The sequence below is a fragment of the Tsukamurella serpentis genome (genome assembly GCF_054780975.1).
This window is the reverse complement of sequence record NZ_BAAGVH010000002.1, coordinates 628,215-652,465: the sequence shown is the minus strand read 5'-3', so window position 1 is coordinate 652,465 and position 24,251 is coordinate 628,215. Positions and strand designations below refer to the sequence as shown.

Here is a 24,251-nt window from a genome sequence, read left to right as displayed (position 1 = left end):
CGAACGCGTCAGACTGCGATGCGACCGGGCTTGACCCGGGTCTTCGAGGCCAGCGCGGCGCGCTCGGACTCGGAGAGACCGCCCCAGATCCCGTACGGCTCGCCGACGGCGATCGCGTGCGAGCGGCACTGGGCGAGCACGGGGCAGGTGCGGCAGAGTTCCTTGGCGCGGCGCTCGCGCTGGGCGCGGGCACGGCCCCGCTCTCCGTCCGGATGGAAGAAGACCGAGCTGTCGACGCCCCGGCACACGCCCCGCATCTGCCAGTCCCAGAAGTCAGCATTGGGTCCCGGAAGTTCGTACGGTTGAGGCATCGCATTCTCCAAACACTCGGCATAGACGCTGGCGTGGAAACGTCGTTGTTCCTCTCGCGTGCTCACCGTAGGCAATTCGTCAGATGAAGGTCAACCCACCCGAAGTGGACTTGAGAGCTGATGAATCACCATCCGAATTCACCCGTTGTTCATTGTTCGGAACATCGCCGAGAAGTGAATGCGCGCCGAACGCTCCAGCTCGACGACCTGAATGTGCAGGTAGCGGGGTGTGGCTGAGCGCCGCCGGAGAGTAATGCCCGCACAAGCCCTTTGACATGAATGCGAAGGCCAATTCACGTGGCGGTAACATCAGAGACCATCGTCACCATCCGCTGCGACGAATCGGGCGGCACATTCTGGAAGGTTAAATCTTTGGAAACCGGACATTCGGGGTGGTTGGGCGTGCGAGGGATCGACGACCTGCTCGCCGACGCATTCGGCGCCGGCGCCGGAGCGGCCGGGCCGGTCGATTCCGGCGGGGGCCGGCGCTGGCTGCGCGCGGTCGCGCTCGCCGGAACCGGCCGTTTCGCCGCCGCCCGCACGCTCGCGGCCACCGTCGCCGACGGACCGTTCGCCTCGCCCGCGCGCTGCCTGGAGGCGTCGATGCTGCGGCAGTCCGGCCGGCACTGCGCCGCATCCGGACCCGACGGTGCCGCCCTCGCCCTGGCGCTCGCTACGGACGGGGACCCGGCCCCGACCGGGGATTCTGTGAGCCCGCTGACCGTCGCGGCGCGGACCGATGCCGCGGTCGGGCTGGCCGCTGACGCGCTGGGGACCGGGCGGTTCGCGCTCAGTGCCCGTCTGCTGCGCCGTGCCGAGCGATTCCTCGACGAGTTCGCCGCCGCACCGCCCCCGGCGGGCCCTGCCGCATTTGACCCGACGGGGCCCGCCCCGGCGTGGTGGACGGTGCCGCGGGCGCGGCTGCGGCTCGACTGGGTGGCCGCCGAACTCGCGGTCTACTCCGGTGACGCCGACGGCGCCGCAGCGGCGGTCGACCTGCTGCTCGCCGCTGATCCGGGACCGGCCAAGCCCCGTCACCACGCCAAGACCCTGCTCATCGCCGGAGCCGCCGCGCTGGCATCGGACGATGGGAAGCGCGCCGAGGAACTTGTGATCCGCGCCTACGACCTCGCCTCGACAACCGGGTTCCATCCTTTACAGTGGGCCGGAGCGAAAATGTTGAACGCGGTGTCAACGGACGGGCGGGGGGATGTTTTCCTGCGGGACGCGGCCGTTGTGGAAGCGAAGTGGATTCGTGATGGTGCGGAATTGGCACGGTTGTAACGGCGGAATGCAGGCTGGCGATGAATCTGACAGGTGAGGAGCTCGACCTGGCGGTACGCGAGGCATCGCGTGGCGACCGGTCGGCGCTCTCCGACGTACTCGACACCATTCGGCCCTTGGTCGTGCGGTACTGCCGCGCCCGGGTCGGAGGTGCGGAGCGTCACTCGCTGTCGGCTGAGGATATCGCGCAGGAGGTGTGCATGGCGGTGATGACGGCCCTGCCCCGGTACCAGGATCAGGGACGCCCGTTCATGGCGTTCGTGTACGGCATCGCTGCGCACAAGGTCGCGGACGGCTTCCGGAGCGCTTGGCGTAACAAATCAGATCCGGTCGGCGACATACCGGAGAGAGCGTCCCTGGACGGTGGCCCGGAAGGCGATGCGCTCGCCTCCGAGGCGAGCCGCGACATGGCCCGACTCCTGAGCACGCTCCCGGACAAGCAACGGGAGATCCTCATCCTCCGCGTCGTCGTCGGCCTCTCGGCCGAGGAAACGGCGGAGGCCGTGGGAGGAACGCCGGGTGCCGTGCGCGTCGCACAGCACCGGGCATTGACGAAACTGAAGAACCAGATCGCGAAAGAAGGTGAGAACTCACATGGCCGATGACCGCAAGCGCTTCCCCGGGAACACTCCCGGGAACGACGGGGTCCCGTACGACCCCGAGCAGACGGCCGCTCACCGTCTGGGTCCGCCGATCCGCCCCATGCGTCCCGGCGAACCCCGCGATTTCCGTTCCGCCGATACCGGCCACATGGGCCGGCCCGGCGAGGACTCCGCCCCCGTCGATGTCGCGGCCGTGCGCCGCGACGACCACCTGATCGAGGCCCTCGCCGCAGGCGGTGCCGTGAACACGGCGGACAACGCCGAGTTCGAGTTGGCCTCGCTGCTCGCCGACTGGCGTGACGAGATCGTCAGCAGCCCGGTCCCCGCGGGCCCATCGGTGGACGAGGTGGTGGCAGCACAGGCCGCCGCAGCGTCCGGTGCGGTACCCGGGCTCGACGGTGCCCGCTCGCGCAAGCAGCGTCGCTTCGGCCTGATCGCCGGTGGTGCCGCGGCCGCGCTGGCACTGCTCGGCGGTGGCGCACTGGTCAGCTCCGCCGACCCGGGCGACGGTGCCCTGTGGAGCGTCAAGGAGGTCGTCTTCTCCGACTCGGCCTCGCAGACGCTCGCCAGCGCCGAGGCGAACTCGCAGATCCAGGCCGCCGACGAGCAGATCAGCGCCAAGAATCAGTCTGCGGCGAAGTCCGCACTGACCAAGGCCCGGGAGCAGGCGGCGAAGGTCAAGAGCGAGAAGGAGCGCAAGGCCCTCGAGGAGAAGATCCGCGCCGCCGAGGCCCGTGCCGGACTTCCGGTCGAGCCCGCGCCGGGGGAGAGCAGCGTCTCGCAGATCCCGTCGACGGCCCCGGTCTCGACCACGACGACCTCGATCCCTGCGGTCGATCTGCAGAAGGCCCCGGTCAAGCCGACCGGGACCACCACGACGCCGACCACCACGACCACGACGCCGTCGCGGACCACCACCACGACGCCGAGCACGACACCGTCGCGCACCACCACGACACCGCCGCCGAGTGCCACGTCCACGACGCCGCCGGTCACCACTACGACGACGACGCCGCCCTCCTCGGTGACCCGGTGAGTGCTGCGGCTGCCCGCTACTCCTCGCCGGCCAGGTTCATCGCGGCGTCGGCGTAACCGCGGCAGTAGTCCCAGGTGACATAGGCGTCGGGCGCGGGATCGTAGGCCGGCTCGTGCGGCCGGACGGTGCCGTCGACCAACAGTTGCAGGAGGTTCGCGCGCAGCATGTCCCAGTCGTGGTAGTGGTCCTCCTGGCAGTCGTCACAGCAGATGACCAGGCCACGGACGCCGCGGTGCGCCAGTAGTGCCTCGTAGACCGACAGGTCCGCCAGGTCCTCCTCGACGGCGAGTCGCTCGGCCGGGTCGAGGGGCTGGCCGGGGTCCAGCGAGTCCAGAGCGGCCGTGGGGTCACTCGGATCGTCGGCGAACGGGTCCGGCGGGAGCCCGGGAGGAAGATTGTTGCGCACGCCCCCACGGTACGCAGGATCGTCGCGTTCGTGCCAGTCACACGCGCTGTAGGAGGTGTGCTCCGCTCCGCGTACCATGGATACATGACGCGTTCCGCCTCTTCCGCGCCCGCATCCGGCACCGCACACATCGGAGGGGACGATCCTTTCAAGGTCGCCATGCTCGGCTTGACCTTCGACGACGTGCTGCTGGTTCCCGCCGCGTCGGACATCGTCCCGTCAGCGGTCGACACCGCCACCAAGCTCACCCGTGAGATCAGCCTCAAGGTCCCGCTGATCAGCTCCGCGATGGACACCGTCACCGAGGCCCGGATGGCCATCGCGATGGCCCGCAACGGCGGCATGGGCGTGCTGCACCGCAACCTCTCGGTCGAGGCGCAGGCGCAGCAGGTGGAGACGGTCAAGCGTTCCGAGGCCGGGATGGTCACCGATCCGGTCACCTGCAGCCCGTCGAACACGCTGCGCGAGGTCGACATGATGTGCGCGCGGTTCCGCATCTCCGGCCTGCCCGTCACCGACGACGCCGGCACCCTGGTCGGCATCATCACCAACCGGGACATGCGCTTCGAGGTCGATCTGGAGCGCCCGGTCTCCGAGGTGATGACCAAGGCGCCGCTGATCACCGCGCAGGAGGGTGTCACCGCGGAGGCCGCGCTGGGCCTGCTGCGCCGGCACAAGATCGAGAAGCTGCCGATCGTGGACGGGACCGGAAGGCTCACCGGGCTGATCACCGTCAAGGACTTCGTCAAGACCGAGCAGCATCCGAACGCCACCAAGGATTCCGACGGCCGCCTGCTGGTCGGCGCGGCCGTGGGCGCCGGAGACGAGGCCTGGGAGCGTGCGATGGCGCTGCGCGACGCCGGCGTCGACGTGTTGGTGGTCGACTCCGCGCACGGCCACTCGTCCGGTGTGCTCACCATGATCTCCAAGCTCAAGGCCGAACTGAGTGAGCAGGTGCAGCTGATCGGCGGCAACGTCGCCACCCGCGGGGGTGCCGCCGCGCTGGTCGAGGCCGGCGCCGATGCGGTGAAGGTGGGCGTGGGTCCCGGCTCTATCTGCACCACTCGCGTGGTGGCCGGCGTCGGTGCCCCGCAGATCACCGCGATCCTGGAGGCGAACGCGGTGTGCGGCCCGGCCGGCGTCCCGGTGATCGCCGACGGTGGCCTGCAATTCTCCGGTGATGTCGCCAAGGCCCTCGCGGCCGGCGCTTCCACCGCCATGCTCGGTTCGCTGCTCGCCGGCACCGCCGAGTCCCCGGGTGAGCTGATCCTGGTCGGCGGCAAGCAGTTTAAGAGCTACCGCGGTATGGGCAGCCTCGGCGCCATGCAGGGGCGCGGCCAGGGCAAGTCCTACTCCAAGGACCGGTACTTCCAGGACGATGTGCTCTCCGAGGACAAGCTGGTCCCCGAGGGGATCGAGGGCCGTGTGCCGTTCCGGGGCCCGCTGAGCACCGTCATCCACCAGCTCACCGGTGGTCTGCGCGCGGCCATGGGGTACACCGGCAGCCAGACCATCGCCGATCTGCACCACGCCCAGTTCGTGCAGATCACCGCGGCGGGTCTGAAAGAATCGCATCCGCACGACATCACGATGACGGTCGAGGCGCCGAACTACACCACGCGCTAGAACCCCTGCTGAACAGGCACATTCGGAGCGGTCGCTCCGGAATCGGAAGGACTGAGCGCGTTGCGCGACATGGTTGAGATCGGCATGGGCCGCACGGCCCGACGCACCTACGAGCTGCAGGACGTCAACATCGTCCCGTCGCGGCGCACCCGCTCGTCGAAGGAGGTCTCCACCGCCTGGCAGCTCGACGCCTACCGGTTCGACACCCCTATCGTCTCGCATCCCACCGATGCGATCGGCTCCCCGGAGTTCTCCATCGAGCTGGGCCGGCTCGGTGGCCTGGGCGTGCTCAACGCCGAGGGCCTGTTCTCCCGGCATCGTGACGCGCAGGCCAAAGTCGACGAAGTGGTGCGCCTAGCGGCTTCCGACATCACCGGAGTCGAGGCGATCCGGCGGCTGCAGGAGTTGCACGCGGCTCCGCTGGATCCGGAGCTGTTGGCCGCCGCGGTCGGCCGGGTCCGGGACGCCGGGGTGACGGTGGCCGTGCGTGTGTCCCCGCAGCGTGCCCGTGAGCTGACGCCGGTGCTGGTCAAGGCGGGGATCGACCTCCTGGTGGTCCACGGCACGATCATCTCCGCCGAGCACGTCTCGGCCGAGGATTCGGCGGGGGAGCCGCTGAACCTCAAGACCTTCATCGGGGATCTCGACGTGCCCGTGGTCGCGGGCGGAGTCAGCGACCACCGCACCGCCCTGCACCTGATGCGCACCGGCGCGGCCGGGGTCATCGTCGGTTACGGCTCGGCCGAGGGGGCCACCACCACCCGCGAGGTACTGGGCATCGGTGTGCCGATGGCGACCGCGATCGCGGACGCCGCTGCGGCCCGCCGGGATTACCTGGACGAGACCGGCGGACGCTACGTCCACGTGATCGCCGACGGCGACATCTACAGCTCCGGCGACATCGCGCGGGCGATCGCCTGCGGTGCGGACGCCACCATGCTCGGTGCGCCGCTGTCCCTGGCCGCGGAGGCGCCGGGTAAGGGCTGGTACTGGCCGTCGGTCGCGGCGCACCCGTCGATGCCGCGCGGCGCCGTCGCACCGGCCCAGTTGGGCGGTCTGGATCTCGCCGAGGGCGCGGCGGCGCCGTCGCTGCAGACTATCCTGACCGGCCCCTCGGCGGAGTCGAACGGCCAGCTGAACCTGGTGGGCGGTTTGCGGAGGTCCATGGCCAAGGCCGGTTACAGCGAGCTCAAGGAATTCCAGAAGGTCGGTCTCAACGTCGCCTACTGACGGAGTATCCTACCCGTCAGTAGGGTCGTTCAGCCACGCCCCACAGGCACAGGTCCACAGGGACGGTGAGGAGTAGCGCAATGGTGAAGAAGGCATCGAGGACCTCCGCGGGCGATCATTTCGACGTGCTGGTGATCGGGTCCGGATTCGGTGGCAGTGTCACCGCGCTACGTCTCACCGAGAAGGGCTACCGGGTCGGTGTGCTCGAAGCCGGCCAGCGGTTCAACGACGAGGACTTCGCCGATTCCACCTGGAACCTGCGCAAGTTCGTGTGGGCGCCCAAGCTCGGGTTCTACGGGATCCAGCGGATGCACGTGCTCAGCGACGCGGTGGTGCTAGCCGGTGCCGGCGTGGGTGGCGGATCGCTGAACTACGCCAACACCCTGTACAAGCCCCCGTCGCCGTTCTTCAACGATCCCCAGTGGAAGCACATCACCGACTGGGAGGACGAGCTCACTCCGTTCTACGACCAGGCCAGCCGGATGCTGGGTGTGGTCAAGAATCCGCACCCGACGCCGCCGGACCGGGTGATCAAGGAGATGGCCGAGAAGATGGGCGTGGGAGACACCTACGTCGCCACCCCGGTGGGCGTGTACTTCAACCAGCCCGGCCGCACCGATGCCGATCCCTACTTCGGTGGCGCTGGACCCGACCGCACCGGCTGCACCGAGTGCGGGCAGTGCATGTCCGGCTGCAAGGTGGGTGCGAAGAACACACTGATGAAGAACTACATCCACCTCGCCGAGAAGGGCGGTGCCCGGTTCATCCCGATGACCACCGTCACCGGTGTGCGGGAGGGCTCGAAGGGCGTGTGGGAGGTCGAGACCCGGCGCACCGGCGCGCTGCCGCGGGGCAAGCGCACCGTCTACACCGCCGACAACGTGGTCTTCGCCGCCGGTACCTGGGGCACCCAGACGCTGCTGCACCGGCTCAAGGACGAGGGCGTGCTGCCCCGAATCTCGGACCGGCTCGGCGTGCTCACCCGCACCAACTCCGAGTCGATCCTCGGGGTCGCGCGCAACAAGGCGGTCCCCGGCGACGACCTCTCCCGCGGCGTGGCGATCACCAGTTCCTTCCACCCCACCGCCGACACCCACATCGAGCCGGTGCGCTACGGCCCGGGCCGCAATGTGATGGGCATGATGCAGACGCTGCTGGTCGACGGTGGCGAGCACCGCACCCGCGTGCGGGGGCTGCTGCGTGATGTGGTCCGCAATCCCTCCTACGTGAGGATGCTCAAGCAGAAGAACTGGGGCCAGCGGGTGATGATCCTGCTGGTGATGCAGACGCTGGACAACTCGATCACCACCTACACCAAGCGGATCCCGGGCACCCGCAAGCGGCGCATGGTCTCCAAGCAGGGCCACGGCGCCCCGAACCCGACCTGGATCCCGGTGGGTAACGAGGCCGCCCGGATCTGCGCCGACACCATCGGAGGGGTGGCCGGCAGCACCTGGGGCGACATCTTCAACATCCCGATGACCGCCCACTTCCTCGGCGGCGCCGCGATCTCGCCCACCCCGGCCACCGGCGTCATCGACCCGTACCACCGGATCCACGGCTACCCGTCGCTGTACGTGGTCGACGGTGCCGCGATCTCCGCGAACCTGGGTGTGAACCCGTCGCTGTCGATCGCCGCGCAGGCCGAGCGCGCCGCCTCGTTGTGGCCGAACAAGGGGGAGCAGGATCCGCGCCCGGCTCAGGGGACCGAGTACGAACGGATCGCGCCGACCGCCCCGAAGTCGCCGATGGTGCCGGAGGGGGCGCCCGGGCAGCTGTTGCTGCCGATGCCCAAGGTCAAGCCCGCGACGACCTGACGTTCGGGCGCGGCCGGGGCCGCGACTAGACTGACCCGGGTGACGGACTCCAACCCTGTTCTCGTCGTCGACTTCGGTGCGCAGTACGCGCAGCTCATCGCGCGCCGCGTGCGTGAGGCGCGGATCTACTCGGAGGTGGTGCCGCACACCATCACCGCCGACGAGGTGCGGGCGAAGGCTCCGGCCGCGATCGTGCTCTCCGGTGGTCCCGCTTCGGTGTACGCCGAGGACGCGCCCAGTCTCGATCCGGCGGTCTTCGAGCTCGGAGTGCCGGTCTTCGGCATCTGCTACGGCTTCCAGATGATGGCCCGTGCGCTCGGCGGCACGGTCGCCAACACCGGTGGCCGGGAGTTCGGCCGCACCACCCTGACCGCTTCCGAGGGAGGCGGCGTGCTGCACGCGGGCCTGCCCGCCACGCAGCCGGTGTGGATGAGCCACAACGACGCCGTGCAGGTTCCGCCCGCCGGCTTCTCGACGGTGGCCTCCACCCCGGGCGCCCCGGTCGCCGCGTTCGAGAACGTCGAGGCCGGGATGGCCGGCGTGCAGTACCACCCGGAGGTGCTGCACAGCCCGCACGGTCAAGAGGTGCTCACCCGGTTCCTGTACGAGATCGCCGGTCTCAAGCCCACCTGGACCGCGGCGAACATCGCCGAGCAGCTGATCGAGGACGTTCGTGCCCAGGTCGGCGAGAGCGGGCTGGCGATCTGCGGCCTGTCCGGCGGTGTCGATTCGGCGGTGGCCGCGGCCCTGGTGCAGCGCGCCATCGGTGACCGCCTGACCTGTGTCTTCGTCGATCACGGGCTGTTGCGGCAGGGTGAGCGCGAGCAGGTGCAGAAGGATTTCGTGGCGGCCACCGGGGCGCGTCTGGTCACCGTCGACGCCGAGCAGACGTTCCTGACCCGGCTCGCCGGGGTGTCGGATCCGGAGACCAAGCGCAAGACCATCGGTGAGCTGTTCATCCGTTCCTTCGAGGGTGCGGTGTCCGAGGTCCTCGGGGAGCAGGCCAGCGCCGGGCGCAGCGTCGACTTCCTCGTCCAGGGCACGCTCTACCCGGATGTGGTGGAGTCCGGCGGCGGAGCGGGTACCGCCAACATCAAGAGCCACCACAACGTCGGTGGCCTGCCCGAGGACCTGGAGTTCACGCTCGTCGAGCCGCTGCGGTTGCTGTTCAAGGACGAGGTCCGCGCCGTGGGCCGCGAGCTGGGCCTGCCCGAGGAGATCGTCGGCCGCCAGCCCTTCCCCGGACCGGGCCTGGCCATCCGCATCGTCGGTGAGGTCACCAAGGAGCGACTGGAACTGCTGCGCAAGGCCGACGCGATCGCGCGCGAGGAGCTGACCGCCGCGGGGCTGGACGGCACCATCTGGCAGTGCCCGGTGGTGCTGCTCGCCGACGTGCGCAGCGTGGGCGTGCAGGGCGACGGTCGGACCTACGGCCATCCGATCGTGTTGCGTCCGGTCAGCTCGGAGGACGCCATGACCGCGGACTGGACCCGGGTTCCGTACGAGACGCTGGAGATCATCTCGACCCGCATCACCAATGAGGTCGAGGACGTCAACCGGGTGGTTCTGGACGTGACCAGCAAGCCGCCGGGCACCATCGAGTGGGAGTGACCGCGAAGTAGCGGCCATACCCCGGCCGGAATCGTAGGTACCGTCGCTGGCATGACGATTCTGGTGACCGGGGCGACGGGCAACATCGGGCGGATCGTGGTGGACGAGCTGCTCGCGCGCGGCGCGACCGGCGTGCGCGCGTTGACCACCGATCCGAGGAAGGCCGCACTTCCGGCCGAGGTGGAGGTCTTCGAGGGTTTCATCGGCAGGCCGGTCTCTCTCGACGGTGCCTTCGACGGTGTCACCGCGATGTATCTCGCCCCCTACGAGGCGACTGCGGCCGAGGTGCTCCGCCGGGCGAAACAGGCCGGGGTGCAGTACGTCGTCGCCACCTCCGGTGGCGCGCACTGGCAGCCGCTCACCGACATCATCGACGCCGCCGGGATCGACGTCACGCACCTCGGTCCGGGGGAGTTCCTGGAGAACTTCGCCGGCTGGGGCGAGTCGATCGCGGCCGAGCAGGTGGTGCGCGAGCCCTACCCGGACGCCGGCGGCGCGCCGATCGCGATGGCCGACATCGCCGCCGTCGCCGCTGCGCTGCTCACCTCCGGGGATCGCACCGAGCATGTGGGCCGGACGTACGAGCTCACCGGCCCGCAGTTCCTCACCCGGGTCGACGCGGTCGCGGCGATCGCCGAGGGGATCGGGCGTGACCTGCGTTTCGAGCAGGTGAGCCGGGCCCAGGCCGAGGCCGCGTTGTCCGCACAGCTCGGAGACATGGCCGGTTGGTACCTGGACCTGCAAGACGCCTCCCGCCGGTATCGGCAGGAGGCGAACTCACTGGTCGAGCAGCTCAGCGGTCGTCCGGCGATGTCTCTGGCGCAGTGGGCCGGTGAGCATCGCGCGATGTTCGGGGCTTGATCAGCATCACCCCGGCCACGGCCACGGCGAAGATGCCGAGTACCGCGGCCACGGTCTGCGCGTCGATCAGGGTGGGGCCTCCGAGGACCGCCCAGGCGGCGACGGCCAGGCACGCGATGCCGGCGGTCAGCAGGGGGAAGGAGACGGTGCGGGTACGTTCTTCAGCGGACACGGGAGACCTCCACTTCACCGACGTTGCCGCGGGCTTCGATGGTCAGAGTCGGTGCACCGGGTGCGGCGCCGGCGCCGGTGATCCGGCCGTCCGGGCAGCGTGTCTCACCGACGTTCACTGCGCACGTGACCTGGACGTTCATCGTCTCGGGCACCTGGATCCGGGTCTGCCCGACGCCGACCTTGGTGGAGACGGTGCGGTCCCGGTCGAGCGTCATGCCCCGCAGGTCGAGGTCCAGTGATCCGGCCTGCACGAGGTAGTCCCGCGCGAGGGTGTTCGGGTCGGTCACAGTGAAGCTCTGCTCGCCGCGCGGTGCGTTCGCGTAGCCGGCGAGAGTGTTCTGCGCGGTGGTGGCGATCACCAGGAAGCCGGCCAGCGGGATCGCTACCGCGAGCAGGCCGAATCCGGTGCGGCGGAAGGCGCCCACCACGAGGCCGGTTCCCACCACGCCGAGCACGATCGCGGCACCGGTCACCGTCGAGACCGGGGCGCCGAAGACAAGGTTGATCGTGGCGAGGGCCGCGGTGGCGAGCAGGGCGAGGCCGAGCGTCACCGGCGTCACCCGGGACCGCCGCCGCGGCGGCAGGGGGGCGGGTGCTGCCGCAGCCGCCGGTTCGGGGAGGTCCCAGGCGAACGGGGCGGCGCCGAGCGGATCCCAGCGGGGCGGGTTGATCTGCTCGGTCGGATGGGGCTGCTCGGCCGGCTGGGAGCCGCTCGGCGCTGACGGTGCCTGGCCCGGAGCCTGATCCGGTGCCGGTGACTGGGCGGCCGGGGGTGCGGGCTGGGCCACCGTCTGCGGCTGCCAGGCGCTGACCGGCGCGGCGGCGAAGCCGGGTTGCACGGCGGTTCCGGGCGGCGGTACCGGTAGCCGCTGGTGCAGCGCGTACCAGCCGATCAGCAGCAGGACCACGGTGATCAGGCCGGCGCCCGGCCAGGACGCGCTGATCCCGCTGCCGAACATCACGGCGATCACCGCGGCCACGATCAGCACGAACGCCGGTGGGCCGGACTGTTGCACCCGGGTGCCGTACCAGGGTTCCGATTCCCGGGGGAGGACGAAGACAGCGGCGATGTAGGCCACCAGGCCGAGTCCGCCGAGCACCGTCGCGCCGATGAACGCGGCGCGCACCAGTGCGACGTCCACCTGGTAACGGCGGGCGAAGCCGGTGCACACGCCGGCGATCGGCGCGGAACGGGCCCGGAGCGGCCGGGTGTCCCACATCCCGCGAGCGGTGGTGGTGAGGTTGCTCGTTTCCATACCTTGATCCTGCTGCGCGGCCGCTCGCCGGACCATCGGGATCTACCCTGAGATCCCCTGATTCCGCACGTCCAGCGCTCGGGGTCGACGCCGGGGTGCGGCACCGATATCAGGGTGGACCCCGATGCGCGTCACCGGCTGAGCGTGCCACGATGCAGGCACGATGAGCAGACGAGATCGCCGCCGTGAGCGGTACGCGGAGCACCAGCGTGCCTGGGCGAACTGGCAGCAACAGCTGACGCCACCGCCGCCGGTGGTGCTGCGCGACGGGCCCACGTTCCCGCGGATGTACCGCCGCAACGGCGGTGCGGTGATCGGCGGGGTGTGTGGCGGGATCGCCGACCACCTGGAGGTCGATGCGGTCAAGGTGCGCATCGCGTTCACCGTGCTCGCCCTGATGGGCGCCGGTGTGGTGATGTACGCGCTGCTGTGGTTCATGTGCCGGCCCGGCACCGATACCGAGCAACCCGATCCGTCCGAGCGGCGGCGGGGCCTTGCACTGGCCGTTCTCGGCGTGGTCGGTGCCGCCACTCTGGCCACCGTCGCCAGCAGTTCCAACGTCGGTTTCATCGTCCCGGTCATCGTGATCGGCGTCGGCGCGGCACTGGTCTGGCGCGAGGCCGACTCGGCGACCCGCCCCCCGGATCAGCCCGCCCCCGCGGGGTCGCTCTGGGTGATGTGGCTGCGCACGCTCAGTGGCGTCACCCTGGTGATCGTGGGTCTGGCGGTGGTCTTCCTGGGCCGGGTCGACGTGGCCGCGATCCCGACAGCCCTGGCCGCGGTGGTTCTCACCCTGGTCGGTGTGGCCCTCCTGACGGTGCCGATCTGGGTGCGGATGTGGCGCGACCTGGGTGCTGAACGTGCCGCCCGGGTCCGCACCATCGAACGGGAGGAGATCGCCTCCCACCTGCACGATTCCGTGCTGCAGACGCTCGCCCTGATCCAGAAGCAGTCCGCCGACGGTGCCGCCGTCAAACGGCTGGCGCGCAGTCAGGAGCGGGAGTTGCGGCAGTGGCTCTTCGGAGGAGCGCAGCCTCCGGCGCAGTCCCTGGCCGCCGCCGTGAAGGCCGCCGCCGCGGAGGTCGAGGACGTGCACGCGGTCGCGGTGAACGTGATCACCGTCGGTGATGTGGAGGGCGGCGAGCTGGAGGTCGACGACCGGTTCACCGCTCTGCTGGGAGCGGCGAAGGAGGCGATGGTCAACGCCGCCAAGCACTCAGGTTGTGAGGACGTCGACGTCTACGCCGAGGTCGACGGTGACCTCGCGTCGGTCTTCGTGCGTGATCGCGGCGTCGGATTCGATCCGGAGGCGGTACCGTTGGACCGGCAGGGGTTGGCGAAGTCGATCAGGTCGAGAGTGCAGCGCCGCGGCGGCACCGTCGTGGTCCGGTCGAACCCGGGCCGGGGCACTGAGGTGCGCCTGTCCGTTCCGCGCAGCCCTGCAACGATTCCCGAACCGAGCGCCGAGACGATCACCGAGACGAGCAGGGCGACGAGCAGGGCGACGAACACGGAGGAGACGGCGTGAGCTACCGGGTGTTCCTGGTCGACGATCACGGGGTGTTCCGCTCCGGCGTGCGCGCCGAGCTGGCCCGCGAGGACTCGATCGAGGTGGTCGGTGAGGCGGGGACGGTCGCCGAGGCGGTGTCCGGCATCCTGGCCGCCGCACCGGATGTGGTGCTGCTGGACGTGCACATGCCCGACGGTGGCGGTATCGCGGTGCTGCGGTCAGTGACCGACGGCGCCCCGCGCGCCCGGCTGGAGAAGATGCCGGTCTTCCTCGCGCTGAGTGTCTCCGACGCCGCGGAGGACGTGATCGCCACCATTCGCGCCGGTGCCCGTGGCTACGTGACCAAGACGATCTCCGGTGCCGAGCTGGCGGCCGCGGTGCGGAGGGTCGCCGACGGCGATGCGGTGTTCAGTCCGCGGCTGGCGGGATTCGTGCTGGATTCGTTCACCGGCCGCTCGCCGGTGCCGGAGCCCGCACTGGACCCGGAACTCGACTCGCTGACGCCGCGTGAACTGGAGGTGTTGCGGCTCCTGGCACGCGGCTACACCTACCGGGAGATCGCCGAGGACCTGTTCATCTCGGTGAAGACGGTCGAGACGCACGCCTCGAACGTGCTCCGCAAGACCCAGCAGAGCAACCGCAATGCACTCACTCGCTGGGCGCACACCCGGCACCTCGCGGACTAGCCGCAGAAGGGTCAGCCCAGGGCGATGATCACCGCCGCCACGATCACCGCGAGGACCACGAAACCGGCGACGATCACCGCGGCCAGCATCGCGTTCGACATCCGGGTGGGCGGCGCCACCGGTGGTGGGGTGTAACTGCCGGGCCGCGCCACCGGAGGCGTGTAGCCACTGCTCGGACGTGCCGCCGAAGTCCGGTCGCCGGTGCGTTCACCGTTGGCGCGCTCACCCGAGCTGCGGCGCATCCACACCGGGGTGGCGCCGTCCACGGCCTGCAGCGGTGCGGCGAGGATCGCCGTCGGGTTCCCGCCGGCGGCCGCGATCCCGGCCAGCCGGTCGCGTGCCTGTTCCAGCGTGATCCGTTTCTTCGGGCTCGGTGCCAGCATGTCCAGGATCACCGCGGTCAGCGGGCCGTCCTGGCTGGGCGGGTTGATCTGGCCCCGGGCCACCTTGTGCAGCAGCGCGATCGAGTCCTCGTCCACGCCGAACGGCGGAGCTCCCTCGACCGCGGTGTACAGCGTCGCCCCGAGCGAGTACAGGTCGGAGGTCTCGGCCGGTTCGGTGCCGCGGGCCACCTCGGGTGCGAAGTACGCGGGTGTGCCGGTGATGATCCCCGACGGGTCCGATTCACCGTCGCCCTTGACCCGGGCGATGCCGAAGTCCGAGAGTTTGACGGTGCCCGAGGCGCGGCCGCGGTTGGCGATCAGGATGTTGCCGGGCTTGATGTCGCGGTGGATGATGCCGGCCTCGTGTGCTTCGATCAGCGCGTCGGCGACCTGCGCGCCGAGCTGTGCGACCTGACGCTCGGGCATCTTGCCGGTCATGTGCAGCACCTGTGCGAGTGAGCGCGAGGGCAGGTACTCCATCACCAGCCAGGGCTCACCACGGTCGAGGGCCACGTCGTACATGGCGATGGCGTTTCGGTGCTGCAGGCGGGCGGCGATACGCCCCTCGTGCAGCGCGCGCCGGCGCAGTTCCTGCGCCTGCTCCTCGGTCAGTCCCTCGGTGGAGATGACCTGCTTGACGGCCACCTCACGGTCGAGTCGTTCATCGCGGGCCAGCCACACCGCGCCCATGCCCCCGCCGCCGATCTTGGACCGGAGGCGGTACCGGCCGGCGACCAGGTGGTCGGGGCCGGGCACGCCCCGGACACTTCCCGTCGGTCCCGTCGATTGCGCCACGCGTCGATCCTAGAGGTCAGGCGCGGCGCGCGCGGTACGCGGCCACGTTGAGCCGGTTGTTGCAGCCGTCGTCGCAGAATCTGCGGGAGCTGTTGCGGGAGAAGTCCACGAACACCCCGGCGCAGGCGGGTGCTGCGCACTCGCGCAGCCGGTCCAGTTCCCCGGCTCGCACCACGTCCACCATTCCCATCGCGGGCTCGGCCAGGAAGCGCTCCGCGATCGGTGTCGCGTCGTTCCATCCGTGCAGGTGGTAGGGCCAGTCGTCGTGCCGCACCAGTTGCGGGAGGACGGCGGCCTCGCGCAGCATCGCGTTCACCAGGTCGACGGTGCGCTGCTCGTCCCCGGCCGTCTCCCACAGCCCGCGCAGGGTGCGTCGCACGGCGTGGACACGGGCCAGTTCGTCCTCACGCAGCGGGATCGGTCCGGTCCAGCCCCAGCGCTGGACGAAGGCCCGCAGTGCGGCCACGTCGGGGAGCCGCTCGGCCCGGCCGGTGCCGCGGTCGGGGGCGGTGTTGACCAGGTCGGCGGCGCTGGCGAGCGCGGAGCGGGTGTCGTAGGAGAACATGACGTGCGAATGCTAGCCCTGGAGCAGATCGGGTCGCTACTCTCATCGGGTGTCCAGCCCCCTCGGAATCACCCCGGACGAATCCCTTCGTAAGGGATTGCAGACCCGTCACATCAGCATGATCGCGCTCGGTGGCGCGATCGGCACCGGCCTGTTCGTGGCCTCCGGTGCCACCATCAACGACGCCGGCCCGGGTGGTGCGCTGGCCGCGTACGCACTCATGGGGCTGATGGTCTTCTTCCTCATGCAGAGCCTCGGGGAGATGTCGGCGTACATCCCCTGCAGTAATCCGTTCGAGGAGTACGGCACCCGGTTCGTCAGCAAGTCCTTCGGTTTCGCCGCCGGGTGGAACTACTGGTTCAACTGGTCGATCACGCTGGCGGCGGAGGTGGTGGCTGCCGGGCTGATCATGAAGTTCTGGCTGCCGGACGTGCCCAGCTGGATCTGGTCGCTGATCTTCCTCGGCGGGCTGCTGGCGCTGAACCTGTTCGCGGTGAAGGCCTTCGGTGAGGCCGAGTTCTGGTTCGCCTCGATCAAGGTGATCGCGGTGGTGATCTTCCTGATCGTCGGCGCACTGATGGTCTTCGGCGTGATCGGCGGGCCGTCACCGGGGTTCGCGAACTGGTCGGTGGGCGACGCCCCGTTCGTGGACTGGCCGTTGGGCATGCTGTCGGTGTTCCTGATCGCCGGCTTCGCCTTCCAGGGCACCGAGATGATCGCGGTCGCCGCGGGTGAGGCGGTCGAGCCGAAGAGTTCCATCCCGCGGGCGGTGCGCACCGTCTTCTTCCGGATCCTGCTGTTCTACATCGGTACCCTCACGATCATCGCCTTCCTGATCCCGTACACCAATCCGGATCTGTTGGACGCGTCCGACGAGAACGTCGCCGTGGCACCGTTCACCCTGGTGTTCAAGCTCGCCGGGATCGACGCCGCGGCGTCGATCATGAACGCGGTGATCCTGATCGCGATCCTGTCCGCCGGCAATGCCAGTCTGTTCGCCGCGACCCGGGCGCTGTACGGCCTGGGCGTGCAGGGCAGTGCCCCGAGGGTCTTCGGGCGGATCTTCCGGGGCGGTGTCCCGGCCGCCGCGGTCGCCGCGACCACGGCGATCGGCGCGCTGTGCTTCATCGCCAGCCGGGTCGGTGACGGTAAGGCGTACACGGTGCTGGTGACCGCCTCGTCGGTGGCGGGTTTCGTCACCTGGATCGGGATCGCCTGGGCGCATTACCGGTTCCGCCGGGCGTGGAACGTGCAGGGACGCTCGCTGGACGTGTTGCCGTACAAGGCGTGGCTGTACCCGGCGGGGCCGATCGTGGCGCTGGTGATGTGCGTCGCGGTGATCGGCGGCCAGTACTACGTGGCCGTTCGTGGCGGCGAGCAGGCCGGCTGGGGGCTGCTGCTCACCTCGTACGCGGCGCTGATCCTGTTCCTCGGTCTGTGGTGGGGCCACAAACTGGTGCGGCGTGATCCGACGGTGGATCTGCGGAACGCGGACCTGTCGCCGCGTGCGCTGGCATCGGCGCACCGCGACGCCGATCCCGATCCGGCGCCCGCCGCCTGACCGACTCGTACCGTTCCGGTCGAAACCTCCCGCATCGCGCGCTAAAATCGCGCCAAGAAGCGTAAGAGGCAAAAGATCGGAACGCTTATGTCGTCGAATGCCGTCTTCCCCAGCGTCGTGGTCGAACAGGCCCGTGGATGCGCCTGGGCGACCACGATCGAGCGCGCCCGGGAGATGGTCCCGGTCAATCCGGGGGACGCCAGTCTCGCCGAGGCGGTGCAGGTACTGCGCCGTCGCGGAATGACGGTGACCGATGCTCGGTTCGAGCGGATCACCGTCGACGCGCTGCGGCAGGCGCAGGTGTACGTGATCCCGCACCTCGCCCGGACCGGGGTCGAGCGCGTCACCGGCGATCTGCCGCCGGTCTACGCCCCGGATGAACTCGACGCGATCGAGCGGTACGTGCGCGAGGGCGGCGCACTGGTGGTGCTCGCCGAGTGCGATACCGCCACCTCGGGTAACAACCTCGACGAATTGCTGGCCCGGTTCGGAGTGCGGGTGCAATCGGTGGTGGTGCAGGAGGCGCCGGGGCAGCGGCGGCACGGCGGCAACGCCACCTGGGTGCGCTCGGTGATCGCCCCCGAACTGGACGGCCAGGGCATCGTCGCCGGTGTCGGCGAGGCGTGCTTCTACCGCACCGGGGTGCTCGACGTCTCCGGCGCCGAGAAGCCGACGGTGATCGCCCGCACCAGTGGCTCGGCCGCCCCGGCGGATCAGCCGCTGGCCGCCGCCCTAGAGGTGGGCCGCGGCCGGGTCGTGGTCTTCGCGGATTCGGACCTGTTCGGCGACGACAGCATCGACGATTTCGACCAGCGCGCCCTCTGGGCGAACGTGGTCACCTGGGCCGCCGGAACGGATGCGCCGGACACCGTCGGAGCCGGGCCCCGCGGGGTGGCCCACAGTGCCGACTGGCTCGCGCTCAAGCATGCGGTCGAGCAGCTGCGCGGGCTGCAGGACGCCGGCGGTGCCGTCGCCGAACCGTCCGATCGGGTCCGCGCGGGTCAGCTGGTGGGCGAGGTGGTGCGCCGGATCGAGGCGCTGGCTCCGCGGTTCCCGCACGACGCCGACTATCTCGCCGCGCTGCCCCGGGACTTCGCGCGCTGGGTGGACGGCGGTTTCGGTCGCCCCGAGTTCGACGAGTCCCTGGCCGCCTTCCGTCCGGACCGGGACCGCAGCGACGGTGTGGAGCATCTGGTGGTGTTCCCGATGTACACCCAGAACGGCAATCCGGGCAAGGTCTTCGAGGCGGTACTGCTGAACGTCGTCTGGCCGCAGTGGCTCGCCGAGACCGAGGCCCGGTTCGACAACCCGCAGTTCCTGGCGGTCGCCTTCGAGGACTTCACCTCCGGCTACGACACCAACTCGGCGGTGCTCTTCCCGGAGACGGTGACGGTGTCCGGTACCCCCGAGTTCCACTGGGGCGCCATCTTCTGCGATCGTGAGGCGGCACGGTTCCGGCGGGTCACCGGCGCCGCCTGCGAGATCCTGTCGCTGCGCCTGCCGCCCGACGGTGAGCGCCTGGTCGGCTCGCAGGCGCTGGCGCAGTCCACCTTCGCCCTATGGGACCTGATCCACGATCGCACCCACAGCCGCGGTGAGCTGCCCTTCGACCCGTTCATGATCAAACAGCGGATGCCGTTCTGGTTGTACGCCCTGGAGGAGCTGCGCTGCGATCTGACCACCTTCCGCGAGGCGCACGTGCTGGCGGGGCAGGGGCATCCGTTCGGGCTTCCGGTGCAACTGGCGATCCTGTGCGATCGGCTGTTCCGATTCCCGATCACCGGCGATCGGGTGCGCAACTACGACGGTCTCGGTGGTCAGCTGCTGTTCGCCTACCTACATCGGCACGGTGCTCTGCGCTGGCGCGACAATCGGCTGAGTTTCGACTGGAAGGAGCTGCCGCAGCAGGTGATCCGGCTCGGAGAGGAGATCGAGGAGCTCTATCGCACCGGTATCGACCGGTCCAAGGTGGGGCAGTGGCTGGCGACCTACGAGTTCGTCTCGTCCTATGTGGCGCCGGGTCCGGGCTCGGTGTGGGCACGGGGCGGCGCGTCCCTGCCCTTCGACGGTGAACCCCGCGCCCTGGTCGATCTGGTTCTGCCGGACGAGTTCCCGCTCAACGTGTTCTACGACGCCTTGCGTCGTAGAATGACGACCGTGATCGCGGGTACTCGAGGTGTAACCGGACAAACCGAGCAGGAGCGGGCGGAGGCCGGCGCGTGAGCGGTGTGGCGGGCCGCACCGTCGTGGTCACGGGTGCGAACGGTGCGCTCGGTCGGGAGACCGTACGGCGGCTCACCGATGCCGGGGCGAAGGTCGTGGTGATCACCCGGGGCGCGCCGGCGGCGGCGCTCACCGGTCTGAGCGGTGTGTACGACTACCGGGCCGACCTCGCCGATCGTGCGGCCACGATGCAGGTGGCGCAGCGGATCGTCACCGACCACGGCGGCGTCGACGGCCTCGTGCATCTGGTGGGCGGCTGGCGCGGTGGTACGCCGATCGCCGATGCCCCGGCGGAGGATTGGGAATTCCTGGAACAGGGATTGATCCGCAGTCTGCAGAACGTGACGCAGGCGCTGTACCCGGCGCTGGCCGCGAGCGACGACGCCCGGGTCGCGGTGATCTCATCGGTGTCGGTGGCCGAGCCTACGGCGATGAACGCGATGTACGCCGCGGCGAAGGCGGCGGCGGAGGCGTGGACCCTGGCGCTGGCCGACGCCTTCACCGGCACGGGGGCCGCGGCGACGATCCTGCGAGTGATGGCGTTGCTCACGCCGCAGATGAGGGCCGATGCACCGGATCGGAAGTTCCCGCGCTACACCGGAATCGAGGATGTCGCACAGCATCTGGTGCAGTTGTGGGACGTGCCCGCCGTTGAGCTCAACGGTACCGTCGTCTCCCTGGTTCCGGAGGTGACGGTATGAGTGCGCTGCATGATCCGACGGTGCGGGGTTTCGCCAGCGACAATTACGCGGGGGTGCTGCCCGAGGTGCTCGATGCGATCGCCGAGGCGAACCTCGGGCACCAGGGTGCGTACGGCGCCGATGTCTACACCACCGCACTGGGTGAGCGGATCAAGGAACTGTTCGGTGAAGCGGCGCAGGCGTTTCCGGTGTTCAACGGTACCGGTGCGAATGTGGTCGCGCTCTCGGCGGTGTGTGACCGGTGGTCGGCGGTGGTGTGCGCCGACAGCGGGCACATCCATGTGGACGAGGGTGGTGCGCCGGAGAAGCTGGCCGGGCTGAAACTGTTCGTGGTGCCCGCTGACGGTGGCAAGCTCACGCCGGAGGCGATCTCTGCGGTCGTGCCGGAGCGGGCGGGCGATGTGCACTTCTCGCAGCCGCGGGTGCTGTCGGTGGCGCAGTCCACCGAGCTCGGCACCGTCTACACCCCGGGTGAGCTGCGTGCTCTGGCGCAGTACGCGCACGGGCGGGGCTGGTTGCTGCACATCGACGGTTCCCGGCTGGCGAACGCGGCGGCGAGCCTGGGGGTCGGCCTGCGGGCGATCACCACCGATATCGGCGCCGACATCGTCAGTGTCGGCGGCACCAAGAGCGGTCTGCTGGGGGCGGAGCTGGTGGTGGTGCTCAACGCTGAGCCGGAGGGCTCGGGTACCAGCGGGATCGAGTACGTGCGCAAACTGTCCATGCAACTGGCGTCCAAGCAGCGTTTCCTGGCCGCGCAGTTCCTCGCCCTGTTCCAGGACGATCGGTACCTGCGGGTGGCGGCGCATGCGAACGCGATGGCCACTCTGCTCGCCGAGCTGGTGGGCGATCTCGACGGGGTGCACATCACGGCACCGGTGCAGGCCAACGCCGTGTTCGCGGAGATCCCGCACGCCGCCGCCGAGGCCCTGATGCAGACGGTGCCGTTCTACTTCTGGGACGAGGCCCGCGGTGAAGTGCGCTGGATGTGCGCCTGGGACACCACCGAGGAGGACGTGCGTTCCTTCGCCGAACTGGTGCGCTCCCGGCTGTCCTGAACCCGCTTGACGCCGCGGCGGCGGCGGACCTACCCTGGAGTTGTATCGAACAGAAGTTCTAGTCATGCCTTCCCCGTGGCTCTGTCTTCATCGGTGATCGGACCGTAGGGGAGGGGTGTGACAGGTGTCCGCACGTGTTCCAGTGATGAGCGGCAACCGTGAGGAGAAGCTCGCGGAGCTGCGCAAGCGGCTCGCGGCGCTCCCGGAGAAGCATCGTCCGGGCAAGGCGCAAGCGCCACGGAGGCCGCCGCTGCAGGAGTCCGCACAGCCGGACATGGGTGTGCTCCCGGTGCCAGGGGAACTGGGGCGGCTGCTCCCCGGGGGCGGGTTGCCGCGGGGCGTGGTCGCCACCGTCGAGGGCGCCGGCTCACTGGCCGTCTCCCTGGTGGCCTCGGCCTCCCGGGCGGGATCGCGGGTCGCGCTGTGCGGCGTCTCCGGATTCGGAATGGCCGCGGCGCTCGAACAGGGGGCCGATCCGGCGCGCATCGCGCTCATCGAAGGTCCCCTGGCTGATCCGGTGTCGGTGGCCTCGGTCCTGCTCGACGGTGCCGACGTGGTGCTGTGCGAGCTCGGCGGCATCGCGGTGCCACCCAGCCGGGGCCGCGCGATCACGGCGCGTACCCGCTCCCGAGGATCGGTCCTGCTGGTCACCGGCGGCCACTGGGACGGCGCCGCACTGCACCTCGGAGCGCGGGTGCGGGGCTACCGGGGGCTCGGTGAACGGCCCGGCCGCGGCCGTATCCGCGGTGTCGACCTGGCCTTCTCCGCCCGTGGTCGCGGCTGCACCGATCCGTACCGGGGCACCCTGGCGGTGGCCCGATGAACAGCGACTACCCACTGTTCTCCCCGCCGCCCGGTTTGTCTCCCGCCCCGCCGCCCGGTTTGTCCCCCGCCCCGCCGCCCGGTTTGTCCCCCGCCCCGCCGCCCGGTCCACAGCGCATCCTCGCCCTGTGGTGCCCGGACTGGCCGGCCGCAGCGGCAGCCGCCGACGCCGATCTGCCACCGGACCACCCGGTGGCGGTGCTGCACGGCAACCGGGTGGCCGCCTGCAACGCCGCCGCCCGCGTCGACGGGGTGCGCCGTGGAATGAAGCGCCGCGAATCGCAGGCCCGCTGCCCCGGGCTGCACATCGCCGCTGCGGACGCGGGGCGCGACGCCCGGGGGTTCGAGCCGGTGGCGAGCGCGGTGGCGATGCTGATCCCGCTCATCGAAGTGCTGCGCCCGGGGCTGATCGTGATCCCCGCCCGCGGAGCCGCGCGGTTCTTCGGCGGTGAGCAGCAGGCCGCGGAACGCCTGGTGGACGCCGCATCGTCGGTGGGTGCGGAATCCCTCGCCGGTATCGCCGACGAGGTCTTCACCGCGGCTCTGGCCGCACGCCGCGGCATCGTCGTACCGCCGGGCGGATCGGCGCAGTTCCTGGCGCCGTTACCGATCGCCGAGCTCGGAGTGGAACCGTCGCTCGCCGCACAGGACCGCACCGCACTGATCGACCTGCTGCGCCGGCTCGGGCTGCGCACCGTCGGCTCCTTCGCCGACCTGCCGGCCACTGATGTGGCCACCCGCTTCGGTGTCGACGCGATCGCCGCGCACCGCCAGGCCCGGGCACTGTCGGACCGCCCACCGTCCACCGCAGCCCTGCCACCCGGACTCGAAGCCGAGCTCCGCCCGGACCCGCCGATCGACCGGGTCGACGCCGCGGCTTTCGCCGGGCGGACACTGGCCACCGAACTGCACGGCAAACTGTCCGCCGCCGGGGTCGCCTGCCTACGACTGGAGGTATCGGCGATCGCGGAGAACGGGGAGCGGCACAGCCGCATCTGGCGCTGTGCGCAGCCACTGACCCCCGAGGGCACCTCCGATCGGGTGCGCTGGCAGATCGACGGCTGGCTCACCGGGGGGCGCGGCGCGGCCGCGGGCCCGGGAGCCCCGATCACCCTGCTGCGTCTCGAACCGGTGGAGGTGGTGGACGCCGGTGAACTGCAGGCGGGCATGTGGGGCGATGAGGGTGATGCCGAGGCCCGGTTCCGCCGGGCACTGATCCGGGTACAGGGCCTGCTCGGCGGGGAGGCGGTGCGGATCGGTGTGCGCAGCGGCGGCCGCGGTCCGGCCGAGCAGGTCACCTGGATCCCGTTCGGTGACGAACCCGCCCCGGCCCGCAACCCGGACGCTCCGTGGCCGGGCCGGATCCCGCAGCCGTCACCGTCGCGCCTGATCGCGGGCGCCGCGGTCACGATGATCGATGCCTCGGGCGATCCGGTTCGGGTCACCGAGCGCGGCGGCTTCACCGGTGAACCGACCCGGCTGGTCTGGGGGGCCCGTGATTGGACGCTCAGCTGGTGGGCCGGGCCGTGGCTGGTGGACGAACGCTGGTGGGAATCGGACACCGGCGGGCCGGGTGAGTGCGAAGGCGGGCGGGGCGGGGGTGGGAGTGAGCCCCGAGCCCGGGCGCAGGTACTGCTCGAACCCGCTTCCGGCCGTGACGACGGCCGGGCGCTGCTGCTGCAGTACGCCGGGGGATGGGAGGTGGAAGGAGTGTACGAGTGAACAGGGCCGGC

22 protein-coding genes are annotated in these 24,251 nt (G+C 70.3%); 16 read left to right on the top strand and 6 right to left on the bottom strand.

Features of this window, described 5'->3' with window-relative positions; genetic code table 11:
* Positions 1–8 precede the first annotated feature (8 nt).
* Complete coding sequence (locus tag ACYVHG_RS05475) at positions 9–311, bottom strand: WhiB family transcriptional regulator (protein ID WP_461166406.1); 303 nt, start codon at positions 309–311, stop codon at positions 9–11.
* A gap of 402 nt (positions 312–713) precedes the next feature.
* Between ACYVHG_RS05475 and ACYVHG_RS05470 the strand changes: the two genes are divergently transcribed.
* From ACYVHG_RS05470 to ACYVHG_RS05460, 3 genes are read left to right on the top strand one after another with little or no spacing between them, the layout of a single operon-like run.
* Positions 714–1,595, top strand: a complete 882-nt coding sequence (locus tag ACYVHG_RS05470) for a hypothetical protein (protein ID WP_461166405.1) — start codon at positions 714–716, stop codon at positions 1,593–1,595.
* A 20-nt stretch (positions 1,596–1,615) separates the two neighbouring features.
* Positions 1,616–2,200 carry a sigma-70 family RNA polymerase sigma factor gene (locus ACYVHG_RS05465; RefSeq protein WP_461166404.1) on the top strand — a complete coding sequence of 195 codons (585 nt, stop codon included), beginning with the start codon at positions 1,616–1,618 and terminating at the stop codon, positions 2,198–2,200.
* Positions 2,190–3,233, top strand: a complete 1,044-nt coding sequence (locus tag ACYVHG_RS05460) for an anti-sigma-D factor RsdA (protein WP_461166403.1) — start codon at positions 2,190–2,192, stop codon at positions 3,231–3,233. The genes ACYVHG_RS05465 and ACYVHG_RS05460 overlap by 11 nt, the downstream gene beginning before the upstream one ends.
* A gap of 16 nt (positions 3,234–3,249) precedes the next feature.
* On the opposite strand, the gene ACYVHG_RS05455 is transcribed toward ACYVHG_RS05460, so the two are convergent.
* The gene (locus tag ACYVHG_RS05455) at positions 3,250–3,639 is read right to left on the bottom strand and encodes a DUF5319 domain-containing protein (protein ID WP_068528661.1); all 390 of its coding nucleotides are present in this window, start codon (positions 3,637–3,639) and stop codon (positions 3,250–3,252) included.
* A gap of 84 nt (positions 3,640–3,723) precedes the next feature.
* On the opposite strand from ACYVHG_RS05455, the gene guaB reads away from it, so the two are divergent.
* From guaB to ACYVHG_RS05430, 5 genes are all read left to right on the top strand, one after another.
* On the top strand, positions 3,724–5,265 hold the full coding sequence (gene guaB / locus ACYVHG_RS05450) for an IMP dehydrogenase (RefSeq protein WP_461166402.1): 1,542 nt from the start codon (positions 3,724–3,726) through the stop codon (positions 5,263–5,265).
* A 60-nt stretch (positions 5,266–5,325) separates the two neighbouring features.
* Positions 5,326–6,495, top strand: a complete 1,170-nt coding sequence (locus tag ACYVHG_RS05445) for a GuaB3 family IMP dehydrogenase-related protein (protein ID WP_461166401.1) — start codon at positions 5,326–5,328, stop codon at positions 6,493–6,495.
* An 80-nt stretch (positions 6,496–6,575) separates the two neighbouring features.
* Positions 6,576–8,312 carry an FAD-dependent oxidoreductase gene (locus tag ACYVHG_RS05440; RefSeq protein WP_461166400.1) on the top strand — a complete coding sequence of 579 codons (1,737 nt, stop codon included), beginning with the start codon at positions 6,576–6,578 and terminating at the stop codon, positions 8,310–8,312.
* Between the two features lie 39 nt (positions 8,313–8,351).
* Positions 8,352–9,923 (top strand): glutamine-hydrolyzing GMP synthase, encoded by a 1,572-nt coding sequence (gene guaA, locus ACYVHG_RS05435; protein WP_461166399.1) that lies wholly within the window; start codon positions 8,352–8,354, stop codon positions 9,921–9,923.
* Positions 9,924–9,974: 51 nt separating this feature from the next.
* A complete protein-coding gene (locus ACYVHG_RS05430; RefSeq protein ID WP_461166398.1) occupies positions 9,975–10,784 on the top strand; it encodes an SDR family oxidoreductase in 810 nt (269 codons plus the stop codon).
* Here the strand turns inward: ACYVHG_RS05430 and ACYVHG_RS05425 are convergent.
* The gene (locus ACYVHG_RS05425; protein ID WP_461166397.1) at positions 10,717–10,956 is read right to left on the bottom strand and encodes a hypothetical protein; all 240 of its coding nucleotides are present in this window, start codon (positions 10,954–10,956) and stop codon (positions 10,717–10,719) included. The genes ACYVHG_RS05430 and ACYVHG_RS05425 overlap by 68 nt on opposite strands.
* Positions 10,946–12,214 carry a PspC domain-containing protein gene (locus tag ACYVHG_RS05420; protein WP_461166396.1) on the bottom strand — a complete coding sequence of 423 codons (1,269 nt, stop codon included), beginning with the start codon at positions 12,212–12,214 and terminating at the stop codon, positions 10,946–10,948. The genes ACYVHG_RS05425 and ACYVHG_RS05420 overlap by 11 nt, the downstream gene beginning before the upstream one ends.
* 163 nt (positions 12,215–12,377) lie before the next feature.
* Between ACYVHG_RS05420 and ACYVHG_RS05415 the strand changes: the two genes are divergently transcribed.
* Both ACYVHG_RS05415 and ACYVHG_RS05410 read left to right on the top strand, forming a co-directional pair.
* A complete protein-coding gene (locus ACYVHG_RS05415) occupies positions 12,378–13,742 on the top strand; it encodes an ATP-binding protein (protein WP_461166395.1) in 1,365 nt (454 codons plus the stop codon).
* Positions 13,739–14,410: a LuxR C-terminal-related transcriptional regulator gene (locus ACYVHG_RS05410; RefSeq protein ID WP_461166394.1), complete on the top strand. Its 672-nt coding sequence runs from the start codon at positions 13,739–13,741 to the stop codon at positions 14,408–14,410. The genes ACYVHG_RS05415 and ACYVHG_RS05410 overlap by 4 nt, the downstream gene beginning before the upstream one ends.
* A gap of 11 nt (positions 14,411–14,421) precedes the next feature.
* On the opposite strand, the gene ACYVHG_RS05405 is transcribed toward ACYVHG_RS05410, so the two are convergent.
* Both ACYVHG_RS05405 and ACYVHG_RS05400 read right to left on the bottom strand, forming a co-directional pair.
* The gene (locus ACYVHG_RS05405; RefSeq protein ID WP_461166393.1) at positions 14,422–15,588 is read right to left on the bottom strand and encodes a serine/threonine-protein kinase; all 1,167 of its coding nucleotides are present in this window, start codon (positions 15,586–15,588) and stop codon (positions 14,422–14,424) included.
* Between the two features lie 16 nt (positions 15,589–15,604).
* Positions 15,605–16,153 carry a CGNR zinc finger domain-containing protein gene (locus ACYVHG_RS05400; protein ID WP_461166392.1) on the bottom strand — a complete coding sequence of 183 codons (549 nt, stop codon included), beginning with the start codon at positions 16,151–16,153 and terminating at the stop codon, positions 15,605–15,607.
* Between the two features lie 49 nt (positions 16,154–16,202).
* On the opposite strand from ACYVHG_RS05400, the gene ACYVHG_RS05395 reads away from it, so the two are divergent.
* From ACYVHG_RS05395 to ACYVHG_RS05370, 6 genes are all read left to right on the top strand, one after another.
* A complete protein-coding gene (locus ACYVHG_RS05395) occupies positions 16,203–17,714 on the top strand; it encodes an amino acid permease (protein WP_461166391.1) in 1,512 nt (503 codons plus the stop codon).
* Between the two features lie 87 nt (positions 17,715–17,801).
* Positions 17,802–19,937 (top strand): DUF6421 family protein, encoded by a 2,136-nt coding sequence (locus ACYVHG_RS05390; RefSeq protein WP_461166390.1) that lies wholly within the window; start codon positions 17,802–17,804, stop codon positions 19,935–19,937.
* Complete coding sequence (locus tag ACYVHG_RS05385; RefSeq protein WP_461166389.1) at positions 19,934–20,638, top strand: SDR family NAD(P)-dependent oxidoreductase; 705 nt, start codon at positions 19,934–19,936, stop codon at positions 20,636–20,638. The genes ACYVHG_RS05390 and ACYVHG_RS05385 overlap by 4 nt, the downstream gene beginning before the upstream one ends.
* Positions 20,635–21,696, top strand: coding sequence for a threonine aldolase family protein (locus tag ACYVHG_RS05380; RefSeq protein WP_461166388.1), 1,062 nt, complete (start codon positions 20,635–20,637; stop codon positions 21,694–21,696). Before ACYVHG_RS05385 ends, ACYVHG_RS05380 begins: the two co-directional genes overlap by 4 nt.
* 145 nt (positions 21,697–21,841) lie before the next feature.
* A complete protein-coding gene (locus ACYVHG_RS05375; protein ID WP_461166387.1) occupies positions 21,842–22,519 on the top strand; it encodes a hypothetical protein in 678 nt (225 codons plus the stop codon).
* Positions 22,516–24,240: a DNA polymerase Y family protein gene (locus tag ACYVHG_RS05370; RefSeq protein WP_461166386.1), complete on the top strand. Its 1,725-nt coding sequence runs from the start codon at positions 22,516–22,518 to the stop codon at positions 24,238–24,240. Before ACYVHG_RS05375 ends, ACYVHG_RS05370 begins: the two co-directional genes overlap by 4 nt.
* Positions 24,241–24,251 lie beyond the last annotated feature (11 nt).